Genomic DNA, 24,938 nt, shown 5'->3' with positions numbered 1-24,938 from the left:
CCTAGGCCTCCTTGGTCGTAGAAATAGAATCGGACGATACTTCGACAGGTCCGCCAAAAGTACGGGCAGCTGCGGCTCCACCGGCAAGCGGAGTCGCCATCTGGGCTTTTGTGCGTCGCGGTGCCGAAACGGGAAGTTCAAAGGCAAAGCCCATCGCAAGCAAAAACCACGTAAGCGTATAGGTTGCAACCAGAGCGGCAACAAGGCCGCCCATCACGGCGCGTTGGGAAAATACGCTACATGCAGCCACAACCAGCACCGGAACCTCGCAGGCAGAAAGCGCAAGCACACCCTGCAGGAAGCCCGAGCGCCGATCGCGCGCAAGTGCCCCCGCGGCAACGCCGGCTATGCCTGGCAGCGCCAACGCCAGTGCGGCAATAATACCCGGTAGCGACCCAGACCACACGAGCGATCCCAAAGTCGCCGTCACGCGAGCGCCCGACGCCAGCAGCGCGGCCGAAACCACGACCACAGCCCAAACCACGCCACAGACGACCGTCGCGCCGACCATCAGCGCGCGACGCACCGCGCGGCCAGACGCATCCATGGGGCACGGCGTGAGCGGCTCGCCGCGGAGCGAACGACCGACATTTTGCGCATAGTGGTCACAAAACGCCGAGAGCGCCGCCTCGACCGCCGCCGGCTCGGGACGATCTTTTTGATGGCTGGACAGACAGGCCATCACCACGTCGAACAGCTGGGCATCGACAAACGCCAGCGCATCGCGTAGCTCTTCGGAATCCGGCTCAAGCCCTAGCTGCTGGGCCTGCTCGGCCGCGGCGAGCGCCACATCGGGCTCACGACGAAGCAGCTGAGTCAAATCACAACCGGGCGCATGGGCACCAATGGGATAGTCGGGCCGCGTGTCCATTTTGAGACGGTAGGGGCTCGCGATGTCGCGCGTCCTTTTGCGCGAACCCGAGGCGCCCGAAGTGCTCGGCGCGGCTTCGTATGGCGCGACGCCGGCAATGAGCTCGTAAACCGTGCTTGCCGCGGCATAGACGTCGATCGCCGGCGACATACGCAAAGCGCGCAGGTCGGGAATATCGTCGGTGAGCATCTCGGGCGGAGCGTAGGCCACCGTCGCGCGACGCAGCGTCGCATAACGCTCCGTAAACGACGCCTTGCCGCCGGTACCGGCCACGGCCGACGCAGGCTCAAGCGCCAGCGACGAGCCAAAGTCGATCAGGCACAGGTCAAAGGTGCCCTCGGCAAGCTGCCGGTCAAGCGGTAGACGCGCCGTGCGCACCATAATATTAGCGGGCGAGATATCGCGATGGACAAAGCCCTCGCCCACCAGGCTCATACGGCAGAGCAGATCGAACAGGTCGCGACCCAGACGCGCCGCCACAAGCGGCGACAGGCGTCCGGCATCGTCCACGGCGAGTCGCGAACGCAAGCGGGCAAGCGTCTCGCCCTCGACCCATTCCATGACAATTGCAGGCACACCGTCGACCTCGCCCCAGCCATAGAGGCGGGGAAAGCCCTTAAGGCCCGAAAGGGCGCGATGGCATTCGTATTCCTCGCGAAACGCCGCCTTGAACTTGGCGACCAGCGCCTCGTGAGCGGCATCGTCGTCAAACTCATCGCGCGTCGGCAAGATGAGCTGCTTGAGTGCCACGGCCTCGCCTTGGGCGTTGACGGCACGCGTCACGCGGCCGATACCGCCACGGCGCATGGTGGCATCGTCGGCAAACAGCATCGTAAAACGACGCAGATAGGCAGGCAGTTCGTCCTGACCGAGCGCAATGGCCGGCTCAAACCCGTCGACACGCGCCAGGCGCAGGCCGACCATGGGATCGCGACCGAGTGATTGTGGTGTGGTGGATGCAAGATCGGTCATCATAGGGCAAGCGCCGCCACGTTATTGTTGAAGTTACCGAGCGCGACGTCATCATCGCCGTAATGGCCAACCCATTGACATAGGTTGGTGTAACAGCCCCACAGATTGGCATACTGCTGATACCACTTTGACCGGGGCGAGAATGTCTGACGACCGAACTCGGCTCGAATGACAAACATCTCCCCGACCAGGCTGTCGCACGGCCTGGGATCTCCCGTAGAGTTATAGGTCGAGACCACGTCATTGGCACGAGAAACGTAACTGTCGAGCATGTTGTACTTGGTCACAAGCCAACTGTGAATGCCCTCTTCCTCAGCAGCGGAAAGGCCGCCGGAGTTTGCATCGTTGTCAGTGTTGCCGCCCGTCGAGCCGCCGTTTCCAGGCCCTCCGGTAGAGGAACCCGACCCAGAGCCGCCGCCCGAACTCGATGAATCCGAGCCGGAGCCAGAAGTATCCGAGCTACCGGGCTTTCCGGACTGCTGGGCGTCCTGCTCCTTTTGCTGCTCGACCTTATTCACCGTTGCCGCCACGCTATTGTTGGACAATCGATCGATGATCTTGGTGTTGGTGAGCACGATGGTTTTGCCATTGGCAAGCGTGACTTCGTTGTCCGGGGCCTCGGCGCCGTCCGCATCGTCGGTGCCAAACACAATATGCGCGACCACACTTGCCCAAGCATATCCAGTCGTGGTACCCAGATCACTTTTGACCTCATGCCCCACGCGCGGTTCGCGTGCGGCATGCGCCTGCATCATGGACGGCACGGTCATGCCATAGGCAGAAACGCCAGCCATGACCAGCACCAGCGAGCACGATAGCAGTGCGTACGCCCGCGGCGCCAAGCCCAGTCGGCGTCGTATGCGCACCGCGGCGCCGCGCTTTGTCTGAGTGCCACCGGGCCGCATGCGTTCTCCTCCAACAAAAACACGCCGCTCGGGAGCGGCGCATTCATTCGAATCCATATTTGAGTGTATCAGCGAACCAAAAAGGTTGCGCAACGAATGGACAAATTAAGGATGCGAGCGGAAGCATCCATGCGATAAGCGGATACGAAGCATCTTTGTTGCACAACAAACTCACAGTCGCACGGGGAAATTATGACTACCCCGTGCGTCGCGAGGAAAACATACGGCAGGAGCAGGCTCGCCACCTAAATCGCGCGGCGGGCCTCGATGGCGCGGCCAAGCGTAAGCTCGTCGGCATACTCCAAGTCGCCGCCCACGGGAAGGCCGCTTGCCAGACGCGACACCTCGACGCCCAACGGCTTGATGGTACGGGCCAGATAGCTCGCCGTGGTCTCGCCCTCAATATTGGGGTTGGTGGCGATGATGACCTCGTGGATGTCCTCGTGGCCCAAGCGTGCCAGCAGCTCTCGAATGTGCAGCTGCTCGGGGCCAATCTTGTCCATGGGACTGATCACGCCGCCCAATACGTGGTAGAGGCCGTGGTAGCTGCCCGTGCGCTCGATCGCCTGGACATCGCGCGGCTCGCCCACCACGCAAATGCGAGTGGTATCGCGCATCGGGTCCTGGCAGATGGAGCACTCGTCGGCCGTGGCGTAGTTAAAGCAGCGGCTGCAAAAGTGGACCTCCTGCTTGACCTCCAGGATGGCCTCGGCCAGGCGGCGCGCCTCCTCGGCGTCGGCCTCCAACAGGTAATAGGCGATGCGCTGGGCCGACTTGGGACCAATGCCCGGCAGACGGCCCAGCTCATCGAGCAGTTTTTGCAGACTGTGGTTGGCACTCATATATATGCGTGTCTTAGAACGGCATGCCCGGGATGTTGAGGCCGCCGGTGATGGCGCCCATCTGCTTGTTGGCGAGCTCGTTGACGCCGCGAACGGCCTCGTTGACGGCAGCCATGATCATATCCTGCAGCATATCGACGTCCTCGGGATCGAGCGCATCGGGATCGATGGTGAGGTTGACGAGCTCCATCTCGCCGTTAACGGTCACCTTGACCATGCCGCCGCCGGCAGAGGCGTCGACGGTCTGGGACTTGAGGTTCTCCTGCGCGGCGGCAAGCTGCTCCTGCATCTTGCGAGCCTGCTTCATCATCTGCTGCATGTTCATACCGGCCATGATGGCTCCTTTACGTGCGGCCGCACGCCGAGCTGCAAGGGCAGCCGGAGCACGGCGGGACTTTCAAACTCAAAAATCGTACCACGGCGCGCGGCGAGAGAGCGGGGCGGACGTGTTACCTCAGTCGATATACATGTCCTCCAATACAAACCGCACTCAAAGATTATGCAAGGTCGAATTATGCAAGGTTGCATAATATCGCACACTCAATCTAGTAGAGCCGAATCCGGCATTTCATGTGCGCCACTAAATAGCTAAATGCCGAACCGCTGCTCGAGGCGGCGCACATGGCGGCAGGGTATAATTTGATTGCCATAGATAGTAATTTGGAGGTGCCCCATGAATGCCCCCAACGCGCTCCAAAACATCCGCTCAAAACACCCCGTTGCATATGTGGTTCTCTATCTCTTTGTCGGCTGGGCATTGCTGGTTGTCATCACCCATGCCATAGCTTTTGGAGCAGAACTGCTGATAGCCAGCTCGGACCAGCCCGTCGTCAAATGGGAGACGACCGATGAGTGCACCGACGGAACCCGAACCGTCTACTACAACAGCCCGTCCCTCTATCAAGAGTTCAAGGTCAAGATAAAGGACTTCAAGATTGTCGATGCCGAGCTAGGCGTTTATTTGGCAATCGGAGCAACCATTAACGCCGAGCAAGTCGAGTACACGGACAGCCATGCGACGTATCGTATCGACCTCAGCATCCTAGGCCGACCGTCACGCACCTGTCTGCTCAAATGCGACATACGCGGCACCACACTACACATGTCCGAAATACAGATGCGCCCGGACAAGGGGTCCTCTTCTTGAGCAGTATACCCGCCTACGCAGCTACTCCACCGGCTTGAAGATGGTGGCCTGGCCAAAGACGCTGCGGATGAGGGCCTTGGCCTCGTCCTCGGTCTGCGGGATGCTCGGGGCTGCGCCCTGATGGCCGAAGGGGCTGCCAGCACCGGGATTGGATTCCCAGGGAGCGGCGGGGACGTCGTCGTTTGCAGAGGCTGCGGGTGCCACAGCAGCGGCCTTGGTCGCGGACGCCGCACCCGGCACGTCGAACGGGGGCAGATCGTCCCCGCCGGCATCGGCAGCAAAACCACCGACCATAGCATCGTCGTAGGGCACCTGCTCGGATTCCCATGGCGCAGCCTGCGCAGGCGGCTGAGCCATGGGGACGGACGCGCGCTCGGGCGCTCGGGGCGCGGGCTCGGTCGGGAGCTTGCCCGTGGCAGGAGCACCGGCAGGGTTGTCGGAGCGCAGCCAAGGGGCCTTGGCCAGGTCGGATGACTTGGGCGCAGGCGCGGCAGCGGACTTGGGCGCGGGGATCGGAGCAGCCGGTTTGGGCGCAGCGGGTTCAGGCGCCGACGGGGTCGGTGCCGCTACCGGCGCCGCTTTTGGCTGCGTCGCGCTGGCGCTCGAGGATGCAGGGGGCACCGAGGACACGGGTTGCGGGTCCGCAGATACCGCAGCCCGTGCAGATGGAGAATGCTCCTCATGTTGAGGAGCCGGCGTGCCACCCCCATCCAGGACATAGTCGACGGTACGACGACCGAAGACCGCGCAGACCGTCGGCAGGACCACCGACTGCGTATCGGCGCGACCGAGCATCTTGATGGCAAAAGTCGAACCCGCGGGGAACGAGACCGTGAGCTTGGAGCCGTCGTCGGCCGTGGCGCGGGCGTTGAGCAAAAGCCCTGCGTAGGAAGCCTGACGCGCCTTGACACGCTCGACAACCTCGGCCCATTTGCGCTGCAGCTCTCCGGCATCCTCGACCGCGGGCGTCTCGGCGGCACCGGCGGCGGCAACCTGGGCGGCGTTGTTGGACTGGGGCTTAGGTGCCGGAGCGGTGGCAGGCGCGGGGGCCGCAACGGGCTGAGGCGTCGGAGCCGGCGCAGGCTGAGGTGCAGGCGCTGCAGGCTTGGAAGCTGACACGGACGCAGAACGGGGCGCAGGCTGAGCCGTCGGAGCGGCAGCACCACGGTCCCAAGGCATACCGCCCTGGCGCGCGGACGTAGCAGCGGGGGCAGCGGATGCCGCCGGGGCGGCAGCGCGGGCGCCCGAAATGAGCGTCGGCTGTTGGGCAGCAGCGGGTACGGATGCTGCAGGCGCGGCGGCCTGAGCAGCAGCCACGCTCGCCGGCACGGCGGCGTTGGCAACCATGGCCTCCAGGCGTGCCACGCGCTCGGCCAATGCCTCAATCGTTAAATCAGCCTCGGGACGCGCCAGACGCGTGCAGGCAATCTCGAGCACCAGGCGCACGTCGCTCGCGCCCCTCATCTCCAGTGCGGCATCGTCGAGCACTGTCAGCACACGAGCCAGGCGGTCGGCAGGATGCTCGCCAAAGGCAGCGGCCTCGGCAGCAAGCGCCTCGGCCTGCTCGGAGCCGCCCTCAAACAACTCGGCACGGGCACGGGCAACGCAGGCAACATACACGTCGCGCACGTGCGCCACCAGGTCGCGCGTCAGTTCCAGCAGATCGTTACCTTCCTCGACCTGCGCGCGAATCAGCCCATAGAGCTCGGCGACATCACGATCGGCAATGGCGCGCGCAAACTCGCCCAGGATCTGGTCCGAAACCTCGCCCAAAAGCGAGCGGGCATCGTCCGCATGCACGGCTCCGTTGCCAAAAACGCTCAGCTGCTCCAGCGTGGAAAGCGCGTCGCGCATGCCGCCCTTGGCATGGCGCGCCACGATGGCGAGCGCCTCGTCGTCGTAATCGAAGCCCTCCTGCTCGCACACGTAGGACAGGCGATGCTCGATATCCTCGTTACCGATGCGGTGGAAATCGAAGCGCTGGCAGCGCGAGAGGATGGTCTCCAGAATCTTTTGCGGGTCGGTGGTGCACAGCACAAAGATCACGTGCGCCGGCGGCTCCTCGAGCGTCTTGAGCAGCGCGTTAAACGCCGCCGTCGTGAGCATGTGGACCTCGTCGATGATATAGATCTTGTACTTGCCACGCACCGGGGCAAAGTTGACGGAGTTGATGATCTCCTCGCGCACGTTGTCTACGCCGGTGCGGCTTGCGGCATCGAGCTCGTAGACGTCTGGGTGGTTGCCCTCGGCGATGAGCTCGCATTCCTCACAGGTGCCGTCGGGCATGCAGCCGCTCGCACCCTCGGCGCGCGCCGCCTCGGCATTGCGGCAGAGCAGCGCCTTGGCAAGAATACGCGCCATGGTGGTCTTGCCCGTGCCGCGCGGACCGCAAAACAGGTACGCGTGGGACAGGCGCCCCTCGGTGATGGCGTGCTCGAGCGTCGAGACGATATGCTGCTGGCCCACCACGGAGTCGAAGGTGAGCGGGCGATACTTTCGGTACAACGATTCCATGGGTGCTCCCCCGGGTATACTGAGTCTTGTTGCCGCGGCGGCCATGCGGTCGCACGGCATACTGCATCCATAATAACCCGTACGGCGAGCCCGCCGCGATAGGAGTCCAAAGAGCATGGCAGACGCAGAGAGCAACCTCGTTCCCTCCGAAGCAGCCGACCAGGTCGAGGTCGCGCTCGAGAAGCAGGCCGCAGCCGACGACGGCATCCTGTACCTCAACGAGTATCAGTACGAAAACGACCTCGTCACCGATTTCGCCCGCTTGGTTGCCTCGCCCAGGCGCCGTGGCTCCCTGTACGTCGCCGCCGCGATTGCCGCGCTCATCGGCATCGGCATGCTGGTGGCCGGCGGCAGCTGGATCAAGTTCGGCGTCGTGCTGATCGTGTTCGGCGCCTTTTTGGCCTGGTGGAGCAAAAATCTGCACCATACGCTCGCGCGCGACTTTATCGAAGCCGTCGAGGCCGACGAGTCCATGGGCGGCCGCTACCGCCGCGTCGCCGCCAACGAGGACGGCCTGATGGTCTGGGGCAAGAGCGGCAAGTCGCAGTTCTTCCCGTTTGAGAAGCTCGACCACGTGCTCGACGGCGAGCGCATCTTTGTGGCCATGTTCGCCGAGCAGGGCGTGACGATCCCCAAGGACACCTTTGTACGTGGTGATGCCGAGCAGTTTGGCTCCTTCCTCAAGGCGCGCATCAACAAAAAGCTGCGCATCGAGACCAAACGCAAGAAGATGAAGGCCGAAAAGGCCGCTGCCAAGGCCAAGCAGGAAAGCGAGCCCAAGAACGCAAAGGCCAAACAGCGCAAGCAGAAGAAGAACAAGAAGAAGCGCTAAGGCCAAGTCAGATAGGCCACCTCGCCCCGCTACCTTCACCATGCGCCCGAGCGTGCTAAACTAGCAGCATCTATGCCACCGCGAACGGCTTGACCCTGGCCCGCCGCTCGCAAACGAACTTTAAACGCACGAGGGTTGGCCATGCCGCTTTTCTCGCAACATACCGCCCGGTTCTCGCCGGACGTTCCCTTGGAGGGCACCAGCTCTCGCGAGCTGCTCAAGCGGTTCCAGCCGCTCGAGACGCTTGCAACCGGCGGTTTTGGCTCCATCGAGATTTGCCGCGACACGCACCTGCGCCGTCGCGTCGCCATTAAGCGTATCCCCCTCACAAGCGGTGCCGGCATGCCCGCCAGCGACATCATGGATGTCCTGCGCGAGGCACACACCGCCGCCATGCTTCAACATCCCAATATCGTGCAGGTTATCGACTTTACGCACGATACCGCCTATGCCTACCTGGTCATGGAGTATGTCGACGGCATGTCCCTAGCCGAGTTTTTGCATCGTGTGGACGGCCATTCGCTCACCTTTGACGAGGCCGCGGCAATTGCCGACACGCTGGGCCAGGCACTCACTTTCGCCCATAGCAACGGCGTGCTCCACCTGGACATTAAGCCCGCCAACGTGCTCATCGACCACTCGGGCAATGTAAAGCTCACCGACTTTGGCATGGCGCGGCTGTCGTCTGCCGGCGGCTTTGGCGGCTCGCGCGGCGGCACCATCGGCTACATGCCACCCGAGCAGCTCGACATCGAAACTGGCACGGTTGACGAGCGCGCCGATGTCTTTGCCCTCGCCTGTGTGATCTACGAGGGCCTGTGCGGCAGCGCTCCCTTTATGGCCGCCACGCCCGGCGACTCGCTCGGCCGTATCATCGGCGGTGCCACCTATCCCAGCGAGCTCATCCCGCACTTTCCCCCGGGAGCCGAGGCTGCGCTCATGAGCGCCCTCTCCCCCATGCCGCAAGACCGCCCCAACAGCATTGAGGCATTTTGCGACCAGCTGCTCGACGACTTGGGCAGCGTGCGCGAGGGCCGTCGCAGCCTGGAGCAGATGGTGGGCGAGCTGTCGGATGACGAGCGCGCGGCAGACGATATCGAATCGCTACCCTATGAGGACGACACCATCGAGGTCGACCCCGCACTCGGCTGGGCCGGCACGCGCTGGAGCCACGCACGCGATTACACCATGCGCGCCATCTCGGCGCTAACGTGTGGTGCCTTTAGCTTTTTGATCATGCAGACGGCTGGCGTCGCGGCGCTTCCCGGACTTATTGCCGCGGCCATCGCGATTGGGGCGGCCGCCGGCCTGGCCCCGCAGATTGGCTCGGCCATCTCGGCCGTGGGCTTTTTGGTACTTATGGCCAACGCCACCATGCAGACGCAGGGCATCCTGTCGATGCTACCCGTCGCGGTGCTCTTTGCCGCCACCATGTCCGGTTGGTGGATCGCCTGGGGACGCACCGAGGCGGCCGCGAGCGCGGCGCTCACCTGCGCGGTGGCACTTGGCTGTCTAACGGGCGACGTCCTCCTTGCCGCCGGGGTCGCCGCCGGCATCGCGGCCTTTTGGCTCGGCCCGGCAAGCGCCGCGGCCGCCACGGGGATGGGCGCGCTTTTTGGCCGCCTGGCTACGGTTGCGCTTTCCGCCGGAGGCGCGCTGGGGCTCGGCAATGTTGCCGCGGCGCTGGGAGACATGCTCTTCTGGGCTGCCGTTGTGCTTGTCGCGGCGACAGCTGCACTGACATCTCTGCTGCTCAACGCCCATGCCAAGCGTGCCGAGCAGGGCTCGAACCTGGCTGCAATCGCTGCCATCGCCGGCTGCGGAATAGGCACCGCGACGTCGCTCTGTCTTGCACACCATATGGAAATTGCCAGCCTTGCGGGCGCGGTCGTCGTCAAGGCGGCGGTTGCGGGAACCCTATCCTCTATAATCGTTGGGATATGCCTATATTTGCTCGGATACCAAAGAACCTATACGGAGAGTGATCTTTCGTGAACTTCCTGAACATCTTCGAGGACCACGTGGCCGGCATCTTCGGTGCCACCCGTGCCCCGTTCTCCTTTAAGAAGCTTGCCAAGCAGGCCGCTCGCGACATGGAGGATCAGACTCTGGTGATCAACGGCGTCAACACCGCGCCGGCACTCTATACCATCCTGATCGCCGCCGACGACGATCCCATGCTCGCCCCGTTCTACCCCGAGCTTTCGCGCGAAGTCCGCGAGTTTGTGAAGGCACAGGCCGAAAAGCGCCGCTATGTGTTTGTCGGCGAACCCCTCGTTCGCTTTATGATCGACCCGCAGCTGCGTGCCGGTAAGTTCTCGGTCTTTGCCGAGAACGTCGACGCCCCCACGCTCGGTCGTTTGTACGAGGAAGAACGCGCTTACCAGAATGGCCTGGGCCAGAACAACTCGGCCGCAAGCCGCGCCGCCAGCGCTCCCCGCGCCGGCAAGCAGCAATTCGCCGCTCCGCAGCAACAGCACCCCGCCGCCATGCCCCAGCAGCCGTCGCCCCGTGCCGCCGCTCCCGACCCGCTCGCCGTGGCCGATCCCTTTGCGCCCAGCGTCCCCGACCCCGCCGCCGCGCCCATCCCCGTGCCGCAGACCGTCTCTCGTGACGCCCTCGCCGGCATGGGCGGAGCCGCCGCGACCGGCGCCGCCGTGGGCCTTGGCGCCGCGGCCGGTATTGCCTCCAACATGGCGAGCACCCGCGCCCCGCAGCGCCCGCTCGCCCAGCTCGTCGACGTCGTGAGCGGCGAGAGCCACAGCATCACTTCCGCGCAGGTGACCATCGGTCGCGAGCGTTCGGTTTCGGACATCGCCCTGCGCGACCCCAACGTGTCGCGTCGTCACGCCCAACTCACCTTTACCGGTTCGGACTGGTCGATCGAGGACCTCAATTCCACCAACGGCACGCTCGTCAACAACCGCCGCATCACGCGCTGCCCGCTGCGCAACGGCGACCTGCTGACGTTTGGCCTGAGCACCTTTGAATTTAGGGGATAGTCGCTTATGAACATCGATATCGTCCTTTTTGCAGGCCGCATCGTCCTGGTCGCCCTGCTCTACATCTTCCTGTTCGCCGTCATGAAAACCGGCGTGGGACTCGTACGCGGCCAGCGCCGCGACTCCGCTATCTGGACGATCGATGTGGACAAGGGTCCGCGCGGCATCCGTGGCATCCATGTAGACATGCTCGGCCCCGTCATCGTGGGCCGCTCGCCGTCCTCGGACATCTGCATCAACGAACCGTTTGTCTCGGCCTCGCACGCACGCTTTTCGCTGCAGGGCCCGGCACTCATCATCGAAGACCTCAACTCGCTGAACGGCACGCTCGTTAACGGGCGTCAGCTGGTGGAGCCCGCAACGCTGCGCGAGGGTGATGAGGTCCAGATTGGCGACGTGGTCATGAAGGTGAACCGTCGATGATCGACGAGGAGAACAAGTCCGCAACCATGCCCGAGACGCCGACTGCCCCCGCAGCTGCGCCGGCTCATGCCGCTCCGGCGCGCCCTGCGACCGTGGAGCCCGAGGACACCGTGTTCTCCCTGCCTCTTTCGCATGTAACTCAAGAATATCCGGCACTCGTCGATGACGAGGACGCCGACACCGAGCAGCTCGATGCCCCCATCGGCGCGCACGCTGCCGAGCAGTCCGCGGAACCGGAGGCAACGCCCGCACCGGCTCACTTTGCCGAGCCCGTCGCCGAGGCGATTAACGAGAGCGCTGCCGTGTTTGCAGCCCCCGAGCCTGCCGCGCCGGTATTCCCCGTCGCCCCGGCAAGCGAGGCGGCACCCGCATCCGCAACGCCTGCCGAAGTCGAGCAGCCCGTTGCCGCGCCCGCCACAGCTCCCGAGCCCTCCGCTCAACCCCAGAGCACGCCCGCGCCGTCGCACTTTGCGACGCCCGAGCCGACGGCTGTCGAGCCGCAGCAGGACGGCAATCCCGCCGACCGCGTAACCGAAGATCTCAACCTTCCGGACGTCTCCGACGTCGAGTCGGGCAACGATGCTGACACCGTCTCCCCCGGCGACACCGCCGAGATCGATGTCGCGGCCGTGGAGGCAAAGCTCAAAGATCCCGGCTCGACCATGAGCTTTGAGCCGCTGACCGACGAGCGCATCGAGACCGACTCGACCTACGACGCCGGCACCACCACGCAGCTTATGTGGGGCGCCCGCTCCGACGTCGGATGCGTACGCCCGCACAATGAGGACTCCTATCTGGTGCAGTCGCCGCTCTTTTGCGTGTGCGACGGCATGGGAGGACACGCCGCCGGCGAGGTGGCATCCTCCATCGCCGTCGAGACCATCGCCAAGACGGCGCCGCAGTCCGCCGACGCCGCGCGCCTGGCCGCAGCCGTTGAGGCCGCCAACGCCGCCGTGATCGAGGCCGCCCTCAACGGCCTGGGCAAACCCGGCATGGGGTGCACGGCCACCTGTGCCTACATCGAAAACGACACGCTCGCCATCGCCCACGTGGGCGACTCGCGCGCCTACCTGCTCCACGAGGGTACGCTCATCCGCGTGACCCGCGACCACTCCTACGTGGAGGAGCTCGTGGATGCCGGCGAGATTACGGCCGACGAGGCCCGCGTCCACCCCAACCGCTCGGTCATCACCCGCGCGCTGGGCTCGGATCCCGCCATGTATGCCGACCACTTTACCCTGCACATCGAGGAAGGCGACCGCCTGATTCTGTGCTCCGACGGTCTTTCGAGCATGATTCCCGATAGCGATATCGAGAACATCGCCACGCAGTCTTCGAGCGCACAGATCTGTGTCGACAACTTGGTGGACGCGGCGCTCGCCGCCGGCGGCCACGACAACGTGACCGTGGTGGTCGTCGATCTGGTCGACGACGGCGTCATGCGCGAGGCAAAACGCGTCCGACGCCGCAATGTCACCATCGCCTCCATCTTGGCCCTTGTCTTTGTGCTGGTAGCAGGCATCTGGGCATACACGGGCGTCACCGGCTCCTATTACTTGGGAACCTACCACGGCAATGTCGCCGTCTGGCGCGGCCTACCCGGCAAGACGCTCGGGGTCGAGCTCCACTGGCTCGAGAGCGAAACCAGCATCAAGCTGTCCGACCTGCCCGAAGACACGCAAAACCGCCTGAAGGCAGGCATTCCACAAACGAGCGTCGACGATGCGCAGGACACCATTTCCAAGTACCGCCATCAGATTGACGAGGAGCAGACCCGTCAGGTGATTGACGCGCAAACGATTCGCGACAACACCGATCAGGAATCCACATCCGAGTCAGATTCCGAGAAAACCGCCGAACAGTCAGCCGAGGCCGAAGCCTCCGATAAGAATTAGAAAGGGAGTGCCGCTTATGAGTCGCCGCAACACCGAACTGCTCTTGCTCATCGCCTCGGCGTTCCCCGTCATCCTGCTCTATGCGATGTACGTGCTCACCGCGGGTGCCACGGTTTCCTTTGAGACGCTCGCCGTGCCGATCGGCCTGTTCGCCGCCTTCGCCGCGGCGCATATCGCCGTGCGCATCCTGGCGCCCGGCGCCGACCCCGCCATCCTGCCCATCGTCTTTGTGCTCTCGGGCATCGGCATCACATTCGTGACGCGCCTGGCCCCCGACCTCGCCATCTCGCAGCTCATCATCTTGTTTGTCTCGGTGGCGCTCATGGTGGGAACGCTCGCACTGGTTAAGAACCTCGACGTGGTCATGCGCTACAAGTACACCTTTGGCATTATCGGCATCATCCTGCTGATGCTGCCGATCTTTATCGGCACCACGATCTCGGGCTCCAAGCTGTGGATTCGCATCGCGGGCTTCACCATCCAGCCTGGCGAGTTCGCCAAGGTCTTCATCGTCTTGTTCCTGGCAGGCTATCTGGCCGAGAACCGCGAGCTGCTCTCCATCTCCAACCGCAAGATCCTGGGCCTCAAGATTCCGCGCTTCCGCCTGCTGCTGCCGCTGTTTGCCGTGTGGGGCGTGTGCCTGCTCATCGTCGTCTTCGAACGCGACCTGGGCTCGGCCGTCCTGTTCTACACCATCTTTTTGCTGATGCTCTATGTTGCCACGGGACGTTTTTCGTACGTCATCATCGGCCTTGCGCTGCTGGCCGTTGGAGCCGTGGGCGCCTACAAGTTCCTGTCGCACGTGCAGGTGCGCTTTCAGGTCTGGGTCGATCCGTTTAAGGACGCCCAGGGCCAGGGCTACCAGATCGTACAGTCACTTTACTCGCTGGCTGACGGTGGCCTGGTTGGCGTCGGCATCGGCAACGGCATGGCAAACAACATCCCCGTCGTCGAGTCCGACTTTATCTTCTCGGCCATCGGCGAGGAAATGGGCCTTTTGGGCGGCGGCGCCGTGCTCATCCTGTTTATGCTTTTTGCCGTGCGTGGCCTCACCACGGCCGCCCGCGCCAAGTCCGACCTTGCCGCCTTTAGCGCGACCGGCCTTACGGCGGCCATCAGCTTCCAGGCATTCTTAATCGTTGGCGGCGTAACCCGCCTGATCCCGCTGACTGGCGTCACCCTGCCCTTTATGAGCCAGGGCGGCTCCTCGCTGCTGGCGAGCTTTATCATCGTCGCGCTACTGCTGCGCGCCGGCGACGAGGCAACCGGACGCGAAGCCGAGCTCACCGGCACCGGCACCATGGCCGCCATCACCGATGACCAGGTCGCATCCGCCGTCGCCCCGACCGGTACGCGTTTTGCCAGCGCACCTTCCTACAGCCACGGCAACCACTCCGCGGGCTCTCGCATGCGTCGTCGCCTGCTCGACACGCCAGAGTCCGGCGTGCTCGGCCGCGTGGCACTTGCCAACCGTCTGACTCGTGCCGTGTTTGCTTTCACGGCGCTGTTCGCCATCCTTATCGGCAACCTCACCTATGTCCAGGTCATCAAGGCGAAGGACTATCAGGACATGCCGACCAACAACCACACCATCGCCCGCTCCAAGTACATCCAGCGTGGCTCCATCATCACGTCCGACGGCGTGACGCTAGCCGAGTCGTTGCAGCAGGAGGACGGCACCTACGCCCGTTCCTACCCCAACGGCAACATGGCCGCGCACGTGGTGGGCTACGTGAGCCAGCAATACGGCACCGCCGGCATCGAGAGCGTCATGAACGATACGCTCACCGGCTCCAAGGATTACTCCAGCTGGAACAACGCCATCGCGTCGCTCGCGGGGCAGACCCAGCCGGGCAATACCGCCAAGCTCACCATCGACTCGCGCATCCAGACGGCTGCCGAGCAGGCGCTCAAGGGCTTTAAGGGCGCTGTGGTGGTCATGGATCCGCGCACCGGTGCGGTCCTTGCGTGCGCGAGCTCGCCCACCTACGACAACACCAACATCGATGCGCTGCTCCAGTCGGGCGGCGGCGAGGACGGCTCCATGTACGACCGCGCCATGGACGCGCTCTACACCCCGGGCTCGACCTTTAAGGTCGTCACACTCTCCGCGGCGCTCGAGACCGGCACCGCCAGCCTTACCAGCACGTACCAGGCGCCCGGCTCCATGGATATTGGCAACGCGCCGGTCACCAACGATGCCAACGAGAGCTACGGCACCATCAGCCTGCAGCAGGCCTTCGCCGTGTCGTCCAACGTCGTCTTTGGCCAGGTGGCAAACGAGGTCGGCGCCAGCTCGCTCGTCCAGTTTGCCAACGCCTTTGGCTACGGTCAAAAGCTCGGCCAGGATCTGACCACCGCGGCTTCCATCATGGCCGACCCGTCGCTTATGACCGAATGGGAGACCGCTTGGGCAGGCGCCGGACAGCCCGTCGGCATGGACCACACGCCTGGCCCGCAGACCACCGTTATGCAGAATTGCGTGATCGCTGCGGCTATCGCCAACAGCGGCGTGGTCATGGACCCGTTCTTTGTGTCCCAGATACTCGCCCCGGACGGAACCGTGGTTAAGACCACGCAGTCCCGCTCGCTGGGCCAGGCTGTCAGCTCTGCCACGGCCGACCAGGTCAAGCAGGCCATGCTCGCCGTCGTCCAGTCCGGTACCGGCACCGATGCCCAGATTCCGGGCGTCAAGGTTGCCGGCAAGACCGGTTCGGCCGAGACCGGCGGCACCAACGTCAACTCTATGTTTGTTGGCTTTGCACCTTACGATTCACCCACGGTTGCCATCTCGGTGGCCCTGGAGGATTACGACAAACACGACGTCGAGGCGGCCAAGATCGCCGGCATCGTCCTGACCGCGGCGCTCGCCGCACAGGGAGCGTGATGCCCGTGATCAAAGCGGATACTTGGGACGCGCCGCGGCCGATGAGCTAGCGACAACGCGCCACACGGCCCCAGCGGCCATACATTTGGTACTACACACATCGTTGAGCGAATAGTTATGTTAGGAGCAGGAATGGAACAGAGGGTCCTCGGGGGAAGATACCTCCTCAAGGATAAGGTGGGAACGGGCGGTATGGCGACCGTCTTCCGTGCACAGGATCAGGTCCTCGACCGCACGGTTGCCGTCAAGATCATGCTGCCGCAGTATGCCGGCGACGCCACCTTCGCCGCCCGCTTTAAGCAGGAGGCCCAGGCAGCGGCCGGCCTGTCCTCCCCCTATATCGTGGGCGTCTACGACTGGGGCAAGGATGGCGACACCTATTACATCGTCATGGAGTACCTGCGCGGTACCGACCTTAAGAGCGGCATCAAGAGCCACGGCGCCCTCGATCCCAAGAAGGTCGCGCAGATCGGCTCGCAGATCAGCTCCGCGCTTTCGGTCGCACACAAGCACGAGATTATCCACCGCGACATTAAGCCGCAAAACATCATGGTGCTGCCCGACGGCAATATCAAGGTCATGGATTTTGGCATCGCACGCGCCAAGAACAGCCACCTCACGCAGGATAACAACGTGCTGGGCACCGCCCACTATGTAAGCCCCGAACAGACCCGCGGCCAGGACCTCGGCCCCACCTCGGATATCTACTCGCTGGGTGTCGTCATGTACGAGTGCGCCACCGGCCGCGTACCCTTTGACGGCGACGACGCCATCTCGGTCGCACTCAAGCAGGTCAACGAGTTGCCTATTCCGCCGAGCCAGATCAACTCCGGTGTCGACGCCGACCTTGAGCGCATCATCCTCAAGTGCATGGAGAAGGACCCGGCAAACCGCTTCCAGACCGCCGACGAGCTGCGTCAGGTGCTCAACAGCTACCTGTCGGGCCGTGCCGTCAACGTCTCGGAGCCCACGCGCATCATCGGCGCCCCCGGTGAGCTGGGCGCTACCAAGACCCGTGAGCTGTCTGACTCCACGCGCGCTATGGTTCGCCCCGTATCGGGCGTAAGCGGACAGACCAACCCCCGCAGCGCCGTCTCGGGTTCCACCGGTTCCTACGAGGTCGATCAGCCCAAGTCCAACAAGAACAAGATTATCGCCGCCGTAGTCGCCGCAATCGCCGTGGTTGGCGTTGTGGTGGCCTTCGCCACCGGGCTCTTTGGGGGCGAGCAGGTTACGGTGCCCGATGTGCTTAACAAGGACCAGCAGACCGCTATCGAGCTGATCAAGGAGGCCGGCCTTGAGGTCGGAACTGTCGACCAGAGCTATAACGACGATGTCGACGAGGGCAAGGTTGCCGAGCAGACCCCCAACGGCAACACTAAGAAGCCCAAGGGCTCCAAGGTGAACCTGGTGATCTCCAAGGGCCCCAAGCCCTCCGAGAAAGTTGAGGTTCCGCAGCTCGTCGGCCTGACCAAGGACCAGGCCGAGGCCGCGCTGGCAAGCGTGGGCCTGAAGGGCAACGCAACCGAGGAGGCCAACGAGGCCGACGAAGGCCAGGTCTTTGAGCAGGGCACTGATGCCGGCAAGGAAGTCGAGAAGGGCACGACCATCTCGTACAAGGTCTCGAGCGGCCCGGATACCACGTCCGTCCCCGATCTGACCGACATGACCGAGGCCCAGGCGCGCAACGCCCTCGATATGGCAGGCTTTGGCGTCGACGTTAGCTACCAGGAGAACGACTCGGTTACCGAGGGCACCGTGATCAGCTGGAACCCCAGCGGCAAGCAGAAGCCCGGCGCCACGATTACCGTCGTCATTGCCAAGAAGTCCGGCAAGGCCACTGTCCCGGGCAACCTGTACGGTAAGAGCATTTCCGCCGCTGTTACCGCGCTCAACAACGCCGGTTTCTATAACATTGGCTTCTGTGACCAGAACGGCAATCCCGTGAGCGGTAACGAGGATGCCACCGTTACGGGCGTCTCCCCCACCGGCAAGCAGTCCACCGACAGCACGATCACGCTAACGGTCGCACTTTCTGGCTCGGGTTCGGGCTCTGGCTCGGGCACGGGTGACGATTCCGGTACGACCAACTAGTCGCCACCCCACCGCCCATCACGGCTCTCGCCGCAAACATATTCGCTCACAGGCGCCCGCTTGCTCCCCCAGCAAGCGGGCGCTTTCTTTATCTGAAGCAGCGAATACTACGGCATGCCTTAAACCAGAAGAGCCCGGCACCGTAACGGTACCGGGCTCGATATTCCTCTGGTGCCCCCGGGCGGATTCGAAAACTCCCCCCGCGGGGAAATTGGTGACGCGGGTGTCGACGGTCCGAATCCGCCGGCGGTCCCCACAAACCAGAAACGGCGCCGCCCTCGCGACGCCGTCATAATCTTCTGGTGCCCCCGGGCGGATTCGAAAACTCCCCCCCCCGCGGGGAAATTGGTGACGCGGGTGTCGACGGTCCGAATCCGCCGGCGGTCCCCACAAACCAGAAACGGCGCCGCCCTCGCGACGCCGTCATAATCTTCTGGTGCCCCCGGGCGGATTCGAAAACTCCCCCCCCCGCGGGGAAATTGGTGACGCGGGTGTCGACGGTCCGAATCCGCCGGCGGTCCCCACAAACCAGAAACGGCGCCGCTCTCGCGACGCCGTCATAATCTTCTGGTGCCCCCGGGCGGATTCGAACCGTCGACACCCGCTTTAGGAGGTCTTGTATTTCTATCTGAGCTGGTGTTTTATAATTTTATACAATTTTATATAGCCGCATGTAAAACGGCATGTTTCAAGAATCGCGAGATAAAGGCTTCAAAAATTTTCTACCCTAATTCTACCCAGATACTCTTGCCTGGGTAGAATTTTGGGATTAGGCTAGGGGCAAGCCCTTAAAGGCTTGCCCCTAGCCTAATCCCAAGGAATCCCACCATGAGCACCAGACCAAGAGTTGTCGGAAACGGCAGCGTATATCAAGTTAAAGAAGGGGTGTTCCAATACCGCTTCAACCTCGGCAAGGACCCCAAGACCGGCAAATACGCCTACTCATCCAAGAGAACGCTGCACTGCGAAGGTGTGAGTAGACGCACACAACAGGCAATGCTCCGCAAAGCCCTGGAAGAATACAAGGAGGAGTTGAACTCCGGTATCGTCCGTGACAGCGGAAACCTCACCGTCGTAAAGTACGCCGAGGACTTCCACAGCCTAAGGATAAAGAGCTTCAAGTCACCGCTCGCCTACGCCCGTGAGGGCAACTACATTAGCCATATTCAAGAGATGTTCGGCCATATCCGACTTGCCGACCTCCACCCTGACGATATACGGCGCATCTACGCAGACGCCCGCAAAAGAGGAATGTCCGAAGCCGAGTTACACGGGACACATGTCAAGCTGCGACAGATTCTCCAAGACGCCGTAGACAACGAGCTCATCCTTCGTAACCCATGCACGCCGATCAAGCTTCCCAAACCAACTTACAGGGAAAGAGCTCCGCTTACGGCAGACGAGGCTTCACGATTTCTGTCTTGCCTCATGGATGAACCACTGTCGGCCAAGGCAACAGGCACCATGCTCCTGCTCCAATGTGGTCTCCGACGCGGCGAGATGCTCGGCTTGACTTGGGGCGACATCGACCTTGGGCGGCGCACGTTGAGCGTGTCGAATCAGTTCACCAATGACAAGACTCTCCGAGCACCAAAATCGAAGATGAGCCGACGCACCATAGCAATCAACGACTCCCTGGCCCGCTATCTCGGCAAATGGAAGCTGGAACAGCGGGCGCAACTCAACCGATACACTCTCGATCAGGACGACAAGACGCCTATCGTCAACGGCATAAAGGTCGTCACGACCGAGGATGGCATATACGCCACAGTCGTCAACGTAGACGGCCACAACTTCGACCGATGGTTCCGCGACTTCTGCGTCGATAACGGCTTTGGGAGCTACAGCAATATCACCAGAAGATTCCAGCGAAACGGCAAAGAGCACGTGAGGGGCACGGGATACAGTGGGCTCGTCCCCCACGCCCTGCGGCACACGCAGGCGACGCTCCTTATCGGAGAAGGCGCAGACGTGAAGACCGTCCAGGCAAGACTTGGCCACGCGTCTCCGAGCACGACGCTTTCCATCTACTCCCACGCCATCGAGGCAAACGACCGTAAGGCAGCAGATGCCTTCGGCGAGCTCATTTCCCAAAAGAGCAGTTCATAAAGGAAGGGCCGAGATATACCCGGCCCTTCTCTTGCTTTGAACATAGATGGGCTAATGACGATAGACCATCGCCCCATATGGAGCCTTATCCTCCCAGGAAAACGATGAGGCGTCACGAATGGGGAAGACGCCGATTATAGGTGCCTTCGCCCATTCGTCGGTATTCAGAATCGCACCGTCCTTGTCATAGATCGGCTCGACCTGAGAACTCTGGACATCACGAATCCCCGGCCATTTATCAGCTATCGCATCAAGCACCTCATCCGTAGGACAGGCTTCCTTTGAGGAAAGATAAACATAGTGCGGAATTGCGTCGCTTGCGTTCCGCACTTCAAGGACGAAAGCATAGTCGCATGACGCAGCATTCGACTCATTGACCACCGGCCAATCGTCGGGGACAACGAGATACGAGCCACCTCGCAGGTCCACGCGTTTCATTGACGGCCCCTTATCAACAAGGCTGTCTTGCGGAACAAATCGCAACATGTGATTACGAAGAGCCTTGTAATAAGAGAGCTTGTCGTTTAAGTCGTCGGCAGCGAGCGACAGGGACTCAGCATCGCCATATCCACTAAGCTCATCCTGAATAGACTTGACCCGTTGCGCACAAAAAGCGCTCAGTTCCGTAGCTGCGCCCTTGTTGACGCGGAGACAGAGGCTCGCGAGAAGGTCGACCACTTCCCCCGGAGTCTTAAACTCTTGCGGATGTTGTTCCTTGAACATGCTGATGTTGTCATCGGTCTGTTCAAGGATGGTCGTCCCAAACTTTCGTTTTTTCGGTTTCCTGGAGCGTTCCATTTCATCCTCCAATCGGTTTTCATTGCAAGTATAACCCTGTTTTTCGAGGTAAAAGTGCTTATCCGAAAATCTTCGGAAATTTTTCTGAATCTTCAGCGCCTCGATTGCCAGAAGCAGTATCATCGAATTGCACAGATAAGCGAATGCCGGAATGGAGGTGCCCAAAGAAGGCCATAGAAACAAAAAGCCGCCCACCCCTCCCCTCTAGTCGCCAAACTGAGGTGGGGAGGAGTGAGCAGACCAAAGGAGATTCTACCATGGTAGATTCCGCTATTCCCAAAGCGGGTATCGCACCCGCTCCTCCTCGCGTCGTTCTGGGACGCGAGCGTCTGCTCGGCGTCACCGAGATTCGTGAGCTGACCGGGCTTGGGGAGGTTGCCGCCGCATCGCTCATGAAAGAGAGCGGTCGCTGCCTCAAGCTTCATAGCCGCCTCTTCGTCATCGAGTCCAGCTTTTTTGAGTACCTTCACGAGTTGGAGGTGTCGGATCCGTGCAGCCTGTAGCCAATAGCTCATTCAACGTCGAAGCCGATCAGCTCAAGACCTATATCGAGGAAATGAACGGGCGTAAGCCCATGGCTCATATACGCAGCCTCCCCTCTCTCGACAAGCTCATCGGAGGCGTCGTACCCGGAATCCTGACCATAGTCGGAGCGGCACCCGCTGCCGGCAAAACGACGCTCCTCAAGGTTATCTCTGACGACCTTGCCTCCCAAGGCGTGCCCACCGTCTTCTACTCCGCGGAACTCCCCGCGTATCGCATTGCTCAGAAGGGCATCACGCGCCTCGGCAACGGAGACTTCAGCCTTTCCGAAGCGACCGGGGCTATCCCCGAGAAGAAAGAGGCATTTGAGCGCGCTTGCGCCACCTACGCCGAGAGCGTAGCACCCAACTCATGCATCATGGACGGTCAGACGTCCATGGAAGACCTCTGCCGTTGCATCGGTGACTGCATCCACGTTCGCGGCCAGCATCCCGCTCTCTTCGTAGATTATCTACAGCTCATCGCCGCAACGTCCTTCGACGTCCGCGCTGAAGAGCGCGTTGTCATCACCGCTTGTGTGCAGGCGCTCGGAAACATCGCCCGGACGTATGACGTCCCCGTCTTCCTGATCAGCAGCGTCGCACGAGACAAGTACAACGACGCGAACACCGAGCTCAACGTCTTCGCGGGCTCGCAGGGTATCGACTATGGCTCCGACAACGCCCTCTTCCTGCAGGTCGATGGCAAGGACAAGAAGGAGCGGAAATACAACTCAGAGCTTGACGTTCGTCCCCTGCTTGTTCGGGTCCTTAAGGCGCGTTATGGCACGCTTGGGAGCACCAAGCTCATCTTCGACGCACCTCATGCCACCTTCTACGATCAGGAGGGTTAAGCCATGCGCGGCAACGCAAAAACCGCGCACATCAACGTCCGTATGACTGAGGAGGAGCGTGCCGCCATCATGGCGCGCTCCTCCGCTTTCGGCATGACTCCATCGGCGCTTATGCGCGAGTCCGCACTTCGCATCGGGGAGAAGCCCGCCAGGGTCGCCGACGAGGCGACGCTGCGGCAGATTCTTTATCAACTGAAAAAGGAGGGCGGGAACCTAAACCAGGCTTGTCACGCCCTCAACGCATACGGATCAGACGCGCAGACATCCCAGCAACTTGCAGACGCCGTCCGCCTGGTATCGAACACGGCGTCGCAGCTTTCAGCCCTCCTATCGAAAGCCAGGGAGTAACCATGAAAACGAAACTGCTCACAGCACTCGTATCATCCATTTTCCTAGCAGTCCTCGCATGCCCCGTGCTCGCTGCCCCCATCGACGCGTTCGTCGCCGGGTACGGGCTCGACACATCGGCAATCCCCGCAACGTTCGACGCGGGGATCGTCCTCGGCTGGTGGCTCTCGGGCGGGTTCGCCGCCTATCCCCTCGGGGTCTTGTTCGTCTTCCTCCTTGCACTCTGCACCTGCGCCCTCATCGCCTACTCAAGTGCTCTCAACGCGCGGGCCGAGGACGGCGGCGTGCTCGGCGACGCCCACGTCAAGACAGGTCGCGAGGTCGTGAAGGGGTCCGTGACCTGGGACGGCTCGACGATTCCATCGTCGCGCGGGTTCGTCTACGGTTTCACCAAATATCGCGGTAAGCCCTGTTATCTCTACGAGCCGAAGAAGATGATTTTCGTATCAGGGGCCACTGGGTCAGGTAAGTCACGCTTCCTCTACCTCCCCTCAATCGACCTGCTCAGCTACGGCGACGGCTCAAACGGCTCCGAACCCGCGACCCTCGTCGTCTCAGACGTGAAGAACGAGCTCGTAGAGCTCACGGGCGACGAGCTGGCCCGTCGCGGCTACCGCGTCCTCCTACTCGACACGCAGCATCCCTATCGCGGCCAGAGGTTCAACCCGCTCAGGCAGGTGCTCGACCTCCACGCCGAGGGCCGGAACCAGGAGGCCGAGCAGGCGGCGGACGCCATCGCTGAGCTCGTGGTACAGGACGACGAGAAAGGCAAGGGCTCGCACTGGACCGCGTCCGCGCGGGGGCTCCTGTCCGCCCTCGTCCTGCTGGTCTCCATGTCCGACGAGTGCCCCGAGGAGTCCAAGCATCTGGCGACCGTCTGCGAGGTGTTGGACCGTGGCACCGAGGCCGAGGGCGACGACCCGGCCGAACCGTTGAAGTCCGTCTTCCGCGCCCTGCCGAGCGGGCACCCCGCGAAGAACAGGGCCTCGCAGTTCGTCTCCTCGGGCGGCAACGAGCTCAGGAGCATCCTCTCGACGCTCAAGGTGGCGCTCCGCCCGTTCTCGTCAGCCCCGGTCGCGTGGATGACGTCCGGGTCCGACATCGACCCGCGTTCGATCCTTGAGAACAAGAGCGCCGTGTTCCTCCACGTGCTCGACGAGGGCTCGCCCTACAACTGCATAGCGGCGATATTCCTCTCGCAGCTCTGGGCGTCCGTCCAGGCCGCCGCCGACTCCAACGGCGGCAGGCTCCCCCGCCCCGTGCAGATACTCGGCGACGAGTGGGGCAACCTTCCCCGCGTCGAGTGCCTGCCCGCCCTCCTTTCGCTTGGAAGGTCGTTCCAGATTTACTGGACGGGGGCAACGCAAGATATATCCCAGCTTAATAAATACGGTGAGCGAGACGGGCGCAGGAAAATTCTCGCGAACTGCGGCGTCAAAGTCGCCATGAAGCTCGCTGAGGAGGAGGACCGCCGGTACTTCACCGAGCTCGTCGGCAAGACCACGCGCCACACGCAAGGCACGAGCAACGGCAGGGCCGCGTCGGGCACATCCTCCTCGACGTCCTACAGCGAGAGCGCCGACGACGTGATACATCCCTGGGAGTGGCGCGACATGGCACCCGACCGGGACGGGGTCATCGTCGTGAAGCATGCGGACAACGGGATGCCCGCGTGCCGCGCAGGGGTCTTCCGCTCCCCCGTCACCGACTGCACCAACACGCCCACAAAGGAGCACTTCGGCCTGGGGACGCCCGAGCACGAGGCAGGGAATCGCCGCGCCTACCAGGCGGGGCTCGACGCCTCGGCGACCGAGAAGATGGCCGAGGCGATCCCCGTCTGGTGCCCCGAGTGGCCCGAGCCCGAGAAGAGGGCCGGGGACGCAGGTGGCAGCAAATTCAGCGGGCTCTCGCTCGACTAGGAGGC

19 protein-coding genes are annotated in these 24,938 nt (G+C 62.6%); 13 read left to right on the top strand and 6 right to left on the bottom strand.

What is annotated here, in order from left to right; genetic code table 11:
- Position 1 precedes the first annotated feature (1 nt).
- The 4 genes from FGQ61_RS01690 to FGQ61_RS01675 all read right to left on the bottom strand — a co-directional run bounded on the left by FGQ61_RS01690 (position 2) and on the right by FGQ61_RS01675 (position 3,924).
- On the bottom strand, positions 2 to 1,846 hold the full coding sequence (locus FGQ61_RS01690) for a serine/threonine protein kinase (RefSeq protein ID WP_138374369.1): 1,845 nt from the start codon (positions 1,844 to 1,846) through the stop codon (positions 2 to 4).
- Positions 1,843 to 2,748 (bottom strand): hypothetical protein, encoded by a 906-nt coding sequence (locus FGQ61_RS01685; RefSeq protein ID WP_138374368.1) that lies wholly within the window; start codon positions 2,746 to 2,748, stop codon positions 1,843 to 1,845. Before FGQ61_RS01685 ends, FGQ61_RS01690 begins: the two co-directional genes overlap by 4 nt.
- 245 nt (positions 2,749 to 2,993) lie before the next feature.
- Positions 2,994 to 3,590, bottom strand: coding sequence for a recombination mediator RecR (gene recR / locus FGQ61_RS01680; RefSeq protein WP_006235173.1), 597 nt, complete (start codon positions 3,588 to 3,590; stop codon positions 2,994 to 2,996).
- Positions 3,591 to 3,603: 13 nt separating this feature from the next.
- Complete coding sequence (locus FGQ61_RS01675) at positions 3,604 to 3,924, bottom strand: YbaB/EbfC family nucleoid-associated protein (RefSeq protein WP_006235174.1); 321 nt, start codon at positions 3,922 to 3,924, stop codon at positions 3,604 to 3,606.
- A 339-nt stretch (positions 3,925 to 4,263) separates the two neighbouring features.
- On the opposite strand from FGQ61_RS01675, the gene FGQ61_RS01670 reads away from it, so the two are divergent.
- Entirely contained in the window at positions 4,264 to 4,737 is a 474-nt protein-coding gene (locus FGQ61_RS01670; protein WP_006235175.1) for a hypothetical protein, read from the top strand.
- 21 nt (positions 4,738 to 4,758) lie between these two features.
- Here the strand turns inward: FGQ61_RS01670 and dnaX are convergent, their stop codons facing one another.
- Positions 4,759 to 7,251: a DNA polymerase III subunit gamma/tau gene (gene dnaX / locus FGQ61_RS01665; RefSeq protein WP_138374367.1), complete on the bottom strand. Its 2,493-nt coding sequence runs from the start codon at positions 7,249 to 7,251 to the stop codon at positions 4,759 to 4,761.
- Positions 7,252 to 7,366: 115 nt separating this feature from the next.
- On the opposite strand from dnaX, the gene FGQ61_RS01660 reads away from it, so the two are divergent.
- The 8 genes from FGQ61_RS01660 to FGQ61_RS01625 all read left to right on the top strand — a co-directional run bounded on the left by FGQ61_RS01660 (position 7,367) and on the right by FGQ61_RS01625 (position 20,493).
- The gene (locus FGQ61_RS01660; protein WP_138374366.1) at positions 7,367 to 8,083 is read left to right on the top strand and encodes a hypothetical protein; all 717 of its coding nucleotides are present in this window, start codon (positions 7,367 to 7,369) and stop codon (positions 8,081 to 8,083) included.
- A 141-nt stretch (positions 8,084 to 8,224) separates the two neighbouring features.
- A complete protein-coding gene (locus tag FGQ61_RS01655; RefSeq protein WP_138374365.1) occupies positions 8,225 to 10,078 on the top strand; it encodes a serine/threonine-protein kinase in 1,854 nt (617 codons plus the stop codon).
- Positions 10,075 to 11,085, top strand: coding sequence for an FhaA domain-containing protein (locus tag FGQ61_RS01650; RefSeq protein WP_138374364.1), 1,011 nt, complete (start codon positions 10,075 to 10,077; stop codon positions 11,083 to 11,085). The genes FGQ61_RS01655 and FGQ61_RS01650 overlap by 4 nt, the downstream gene beginning before the upstream one ends.
- 6 nt (positions 11,086 to 11,091) lie before the next feature.
- Positions 11,092 to 11,508 (top strand): FHA domain-containing protein, encoded by a 417-nt coding sequence (locus FGQ61_RS01645; RefSeq protein WP_006235180.1) that lies wholly within the window; start codon positions 11,092 to 11,094, stop codon positions 11,506 to 11,508.
- On the top strand, positions 11,505 to 13,403 hold the full coding sequence (locus FGQ61_RS01640; protein ID WP_138374363.1) for a Stp1/IreP family PP2C-type Ser/Thr phosphatase: 1,899 nt from the start codon (positions 11,505 to 11,507) through the stop codon (positions 13,401 to 13,403). The genes FGQ61_RS01645 and FGQ61_RS01640 overlap by 4 nt, the downstream gene beginning before the upstream one ends.
- A 16-nt stretch (positions 13,404 to 13,419) precedes the next feature.
- Positions 13,420 to 16,290 (top strand): FtsW/RodA/SpoVE family cell cycle protein, encoded by a 2,871-nt coding sequence (locus FGQ61_RS01635; RefSeq protein WP_138374362.1) that lies wholly within the window; start codon positions 13,420 to 13,422, stop codon positions 16,288 to 16,290.
- A gap of 132 nt (positions 16,291 to 16,422) precedes the next feature.
- Positions 16,423 to 18,384 carry a Stk1 family PASTA domain-containing Ser/Thr kinase gene (gene pknB, locus FGQ61_RS01630; RefSeq protein WP_138374361.1) on the top strand — a complete coding sequence of 654 codons (1,962 nt, stop codon included), beginning with the start codon at positions 16,423 to 16,425 and terminating at the stop codon, positions 18,382 to 18,384.
- An 828-nt stretch (positions 18,385 to 19,212) separates the two neighbouring features.
- Positions 19,213 to 20,493, top strand: coding sequence for a tyrosine-type recombinase/integrase (locus FGQ61_RS01625; RefSeq protein WP_138374360.1), 1,281 nt, complete (start codon positions 19,213 to 19,215; stop codon positions 20,491 to 20,493).
- Between the two features lie 51 nt (positions 20,494 to 20,544).
- Here the strand turns inward: FGQ61_RS01625 and FGQ61_RS01620 are convergent, their stop codons facing one another.
- Complete coding sequence (locus tag FGQ61_RS01620; protein WP_138374359.1) at positions 20,545 to 21,486, bottom strand: hypothetical protein; 942 nt, start codon at positions 21,484 to 21,486, stop codon at positions 20,545 to 20,547.
- Between the two features lie 62 nt (positions 21,487 to 21,548).
- Between FGQ61_RS01620 and FGQ61_RS01615 the strand changes: the two genes are divergently transcribed.
- The 4 genes from FGQ61_RS01615 to FGQ61_RS01600 are packed head-to-tail and all read left to right on the top strand — an operon-like array spanning position 21,549 to position 24,933.
- Positions 21,549 to 21,794 carry a hypothetical protein gene (locus FGQ61_RS01615; protein ID WP_138374358.1) on the top strand — a complete coding sequence of 82 codons (246 nt, stop codon included), beginning with the start codon at positions 21,549 to 21,551 and terminating at the stop codon, positions 21,792 to 21,794.
- Positions 21,782 to 22,666, top strand: coding sequence for a DnaB-like helicase C-terminal domain-containing protein (locus tag FGQ61_RS01610; RefSeq protein ID WP_138374357.1), 885 nt, complete (start codon positions 21,782 to 21,784; stop codon positions 22,664 to 22,666). The genes FGQ61_RS01615 and FGQ61_RS01610 overlap by 13 nt, the downstream gene beginning before the upstream one ends.
- 3 nt (positions 22,667 to 22,669) lie before the next feature.
- Positions 22,670 to 23,014 (top strand): plasmid mobilization protein, encoded by a 345-nt coding sequence (locus FGQ61_RS01605; RefSeq protein ID WP_138374356.1) that lies wholly within the window; start codon positions 22,670 to 22,672, stop codon positions 23,012 to 23,014.
- Positions 23,015 to 23,016: 2 nt separating this feature from the next.
- Positions 23,017 to 24,933, top strand: coding sequence for a type IV secretory system conjugative DNA transfer family protein (locus FGQ61_RS01600; RefSeq protein WP_138374355.1), 1,917 nt, complete (start codon positions 23,017 to 23,019; stop codon positions 24,931 to 24,933).
- Positions 24,934 to 24,938: the final 5 nt, after the last annotated feature.

This window comes from Collinsella aerofaciens (assembly GCF_005844325.1).
GTDB lineage: Bacteria > Actinomycetota > Coriobacteriia > Coriobacteriales > Coriobacteriaceae > Collinsella > Collinsella aerofaciens_G.
The sequence above is the reverse complement of the archived record's forward strand: the minus strand, read 5'-3'. Positions and strand labels throughout refer to the sequence as shown.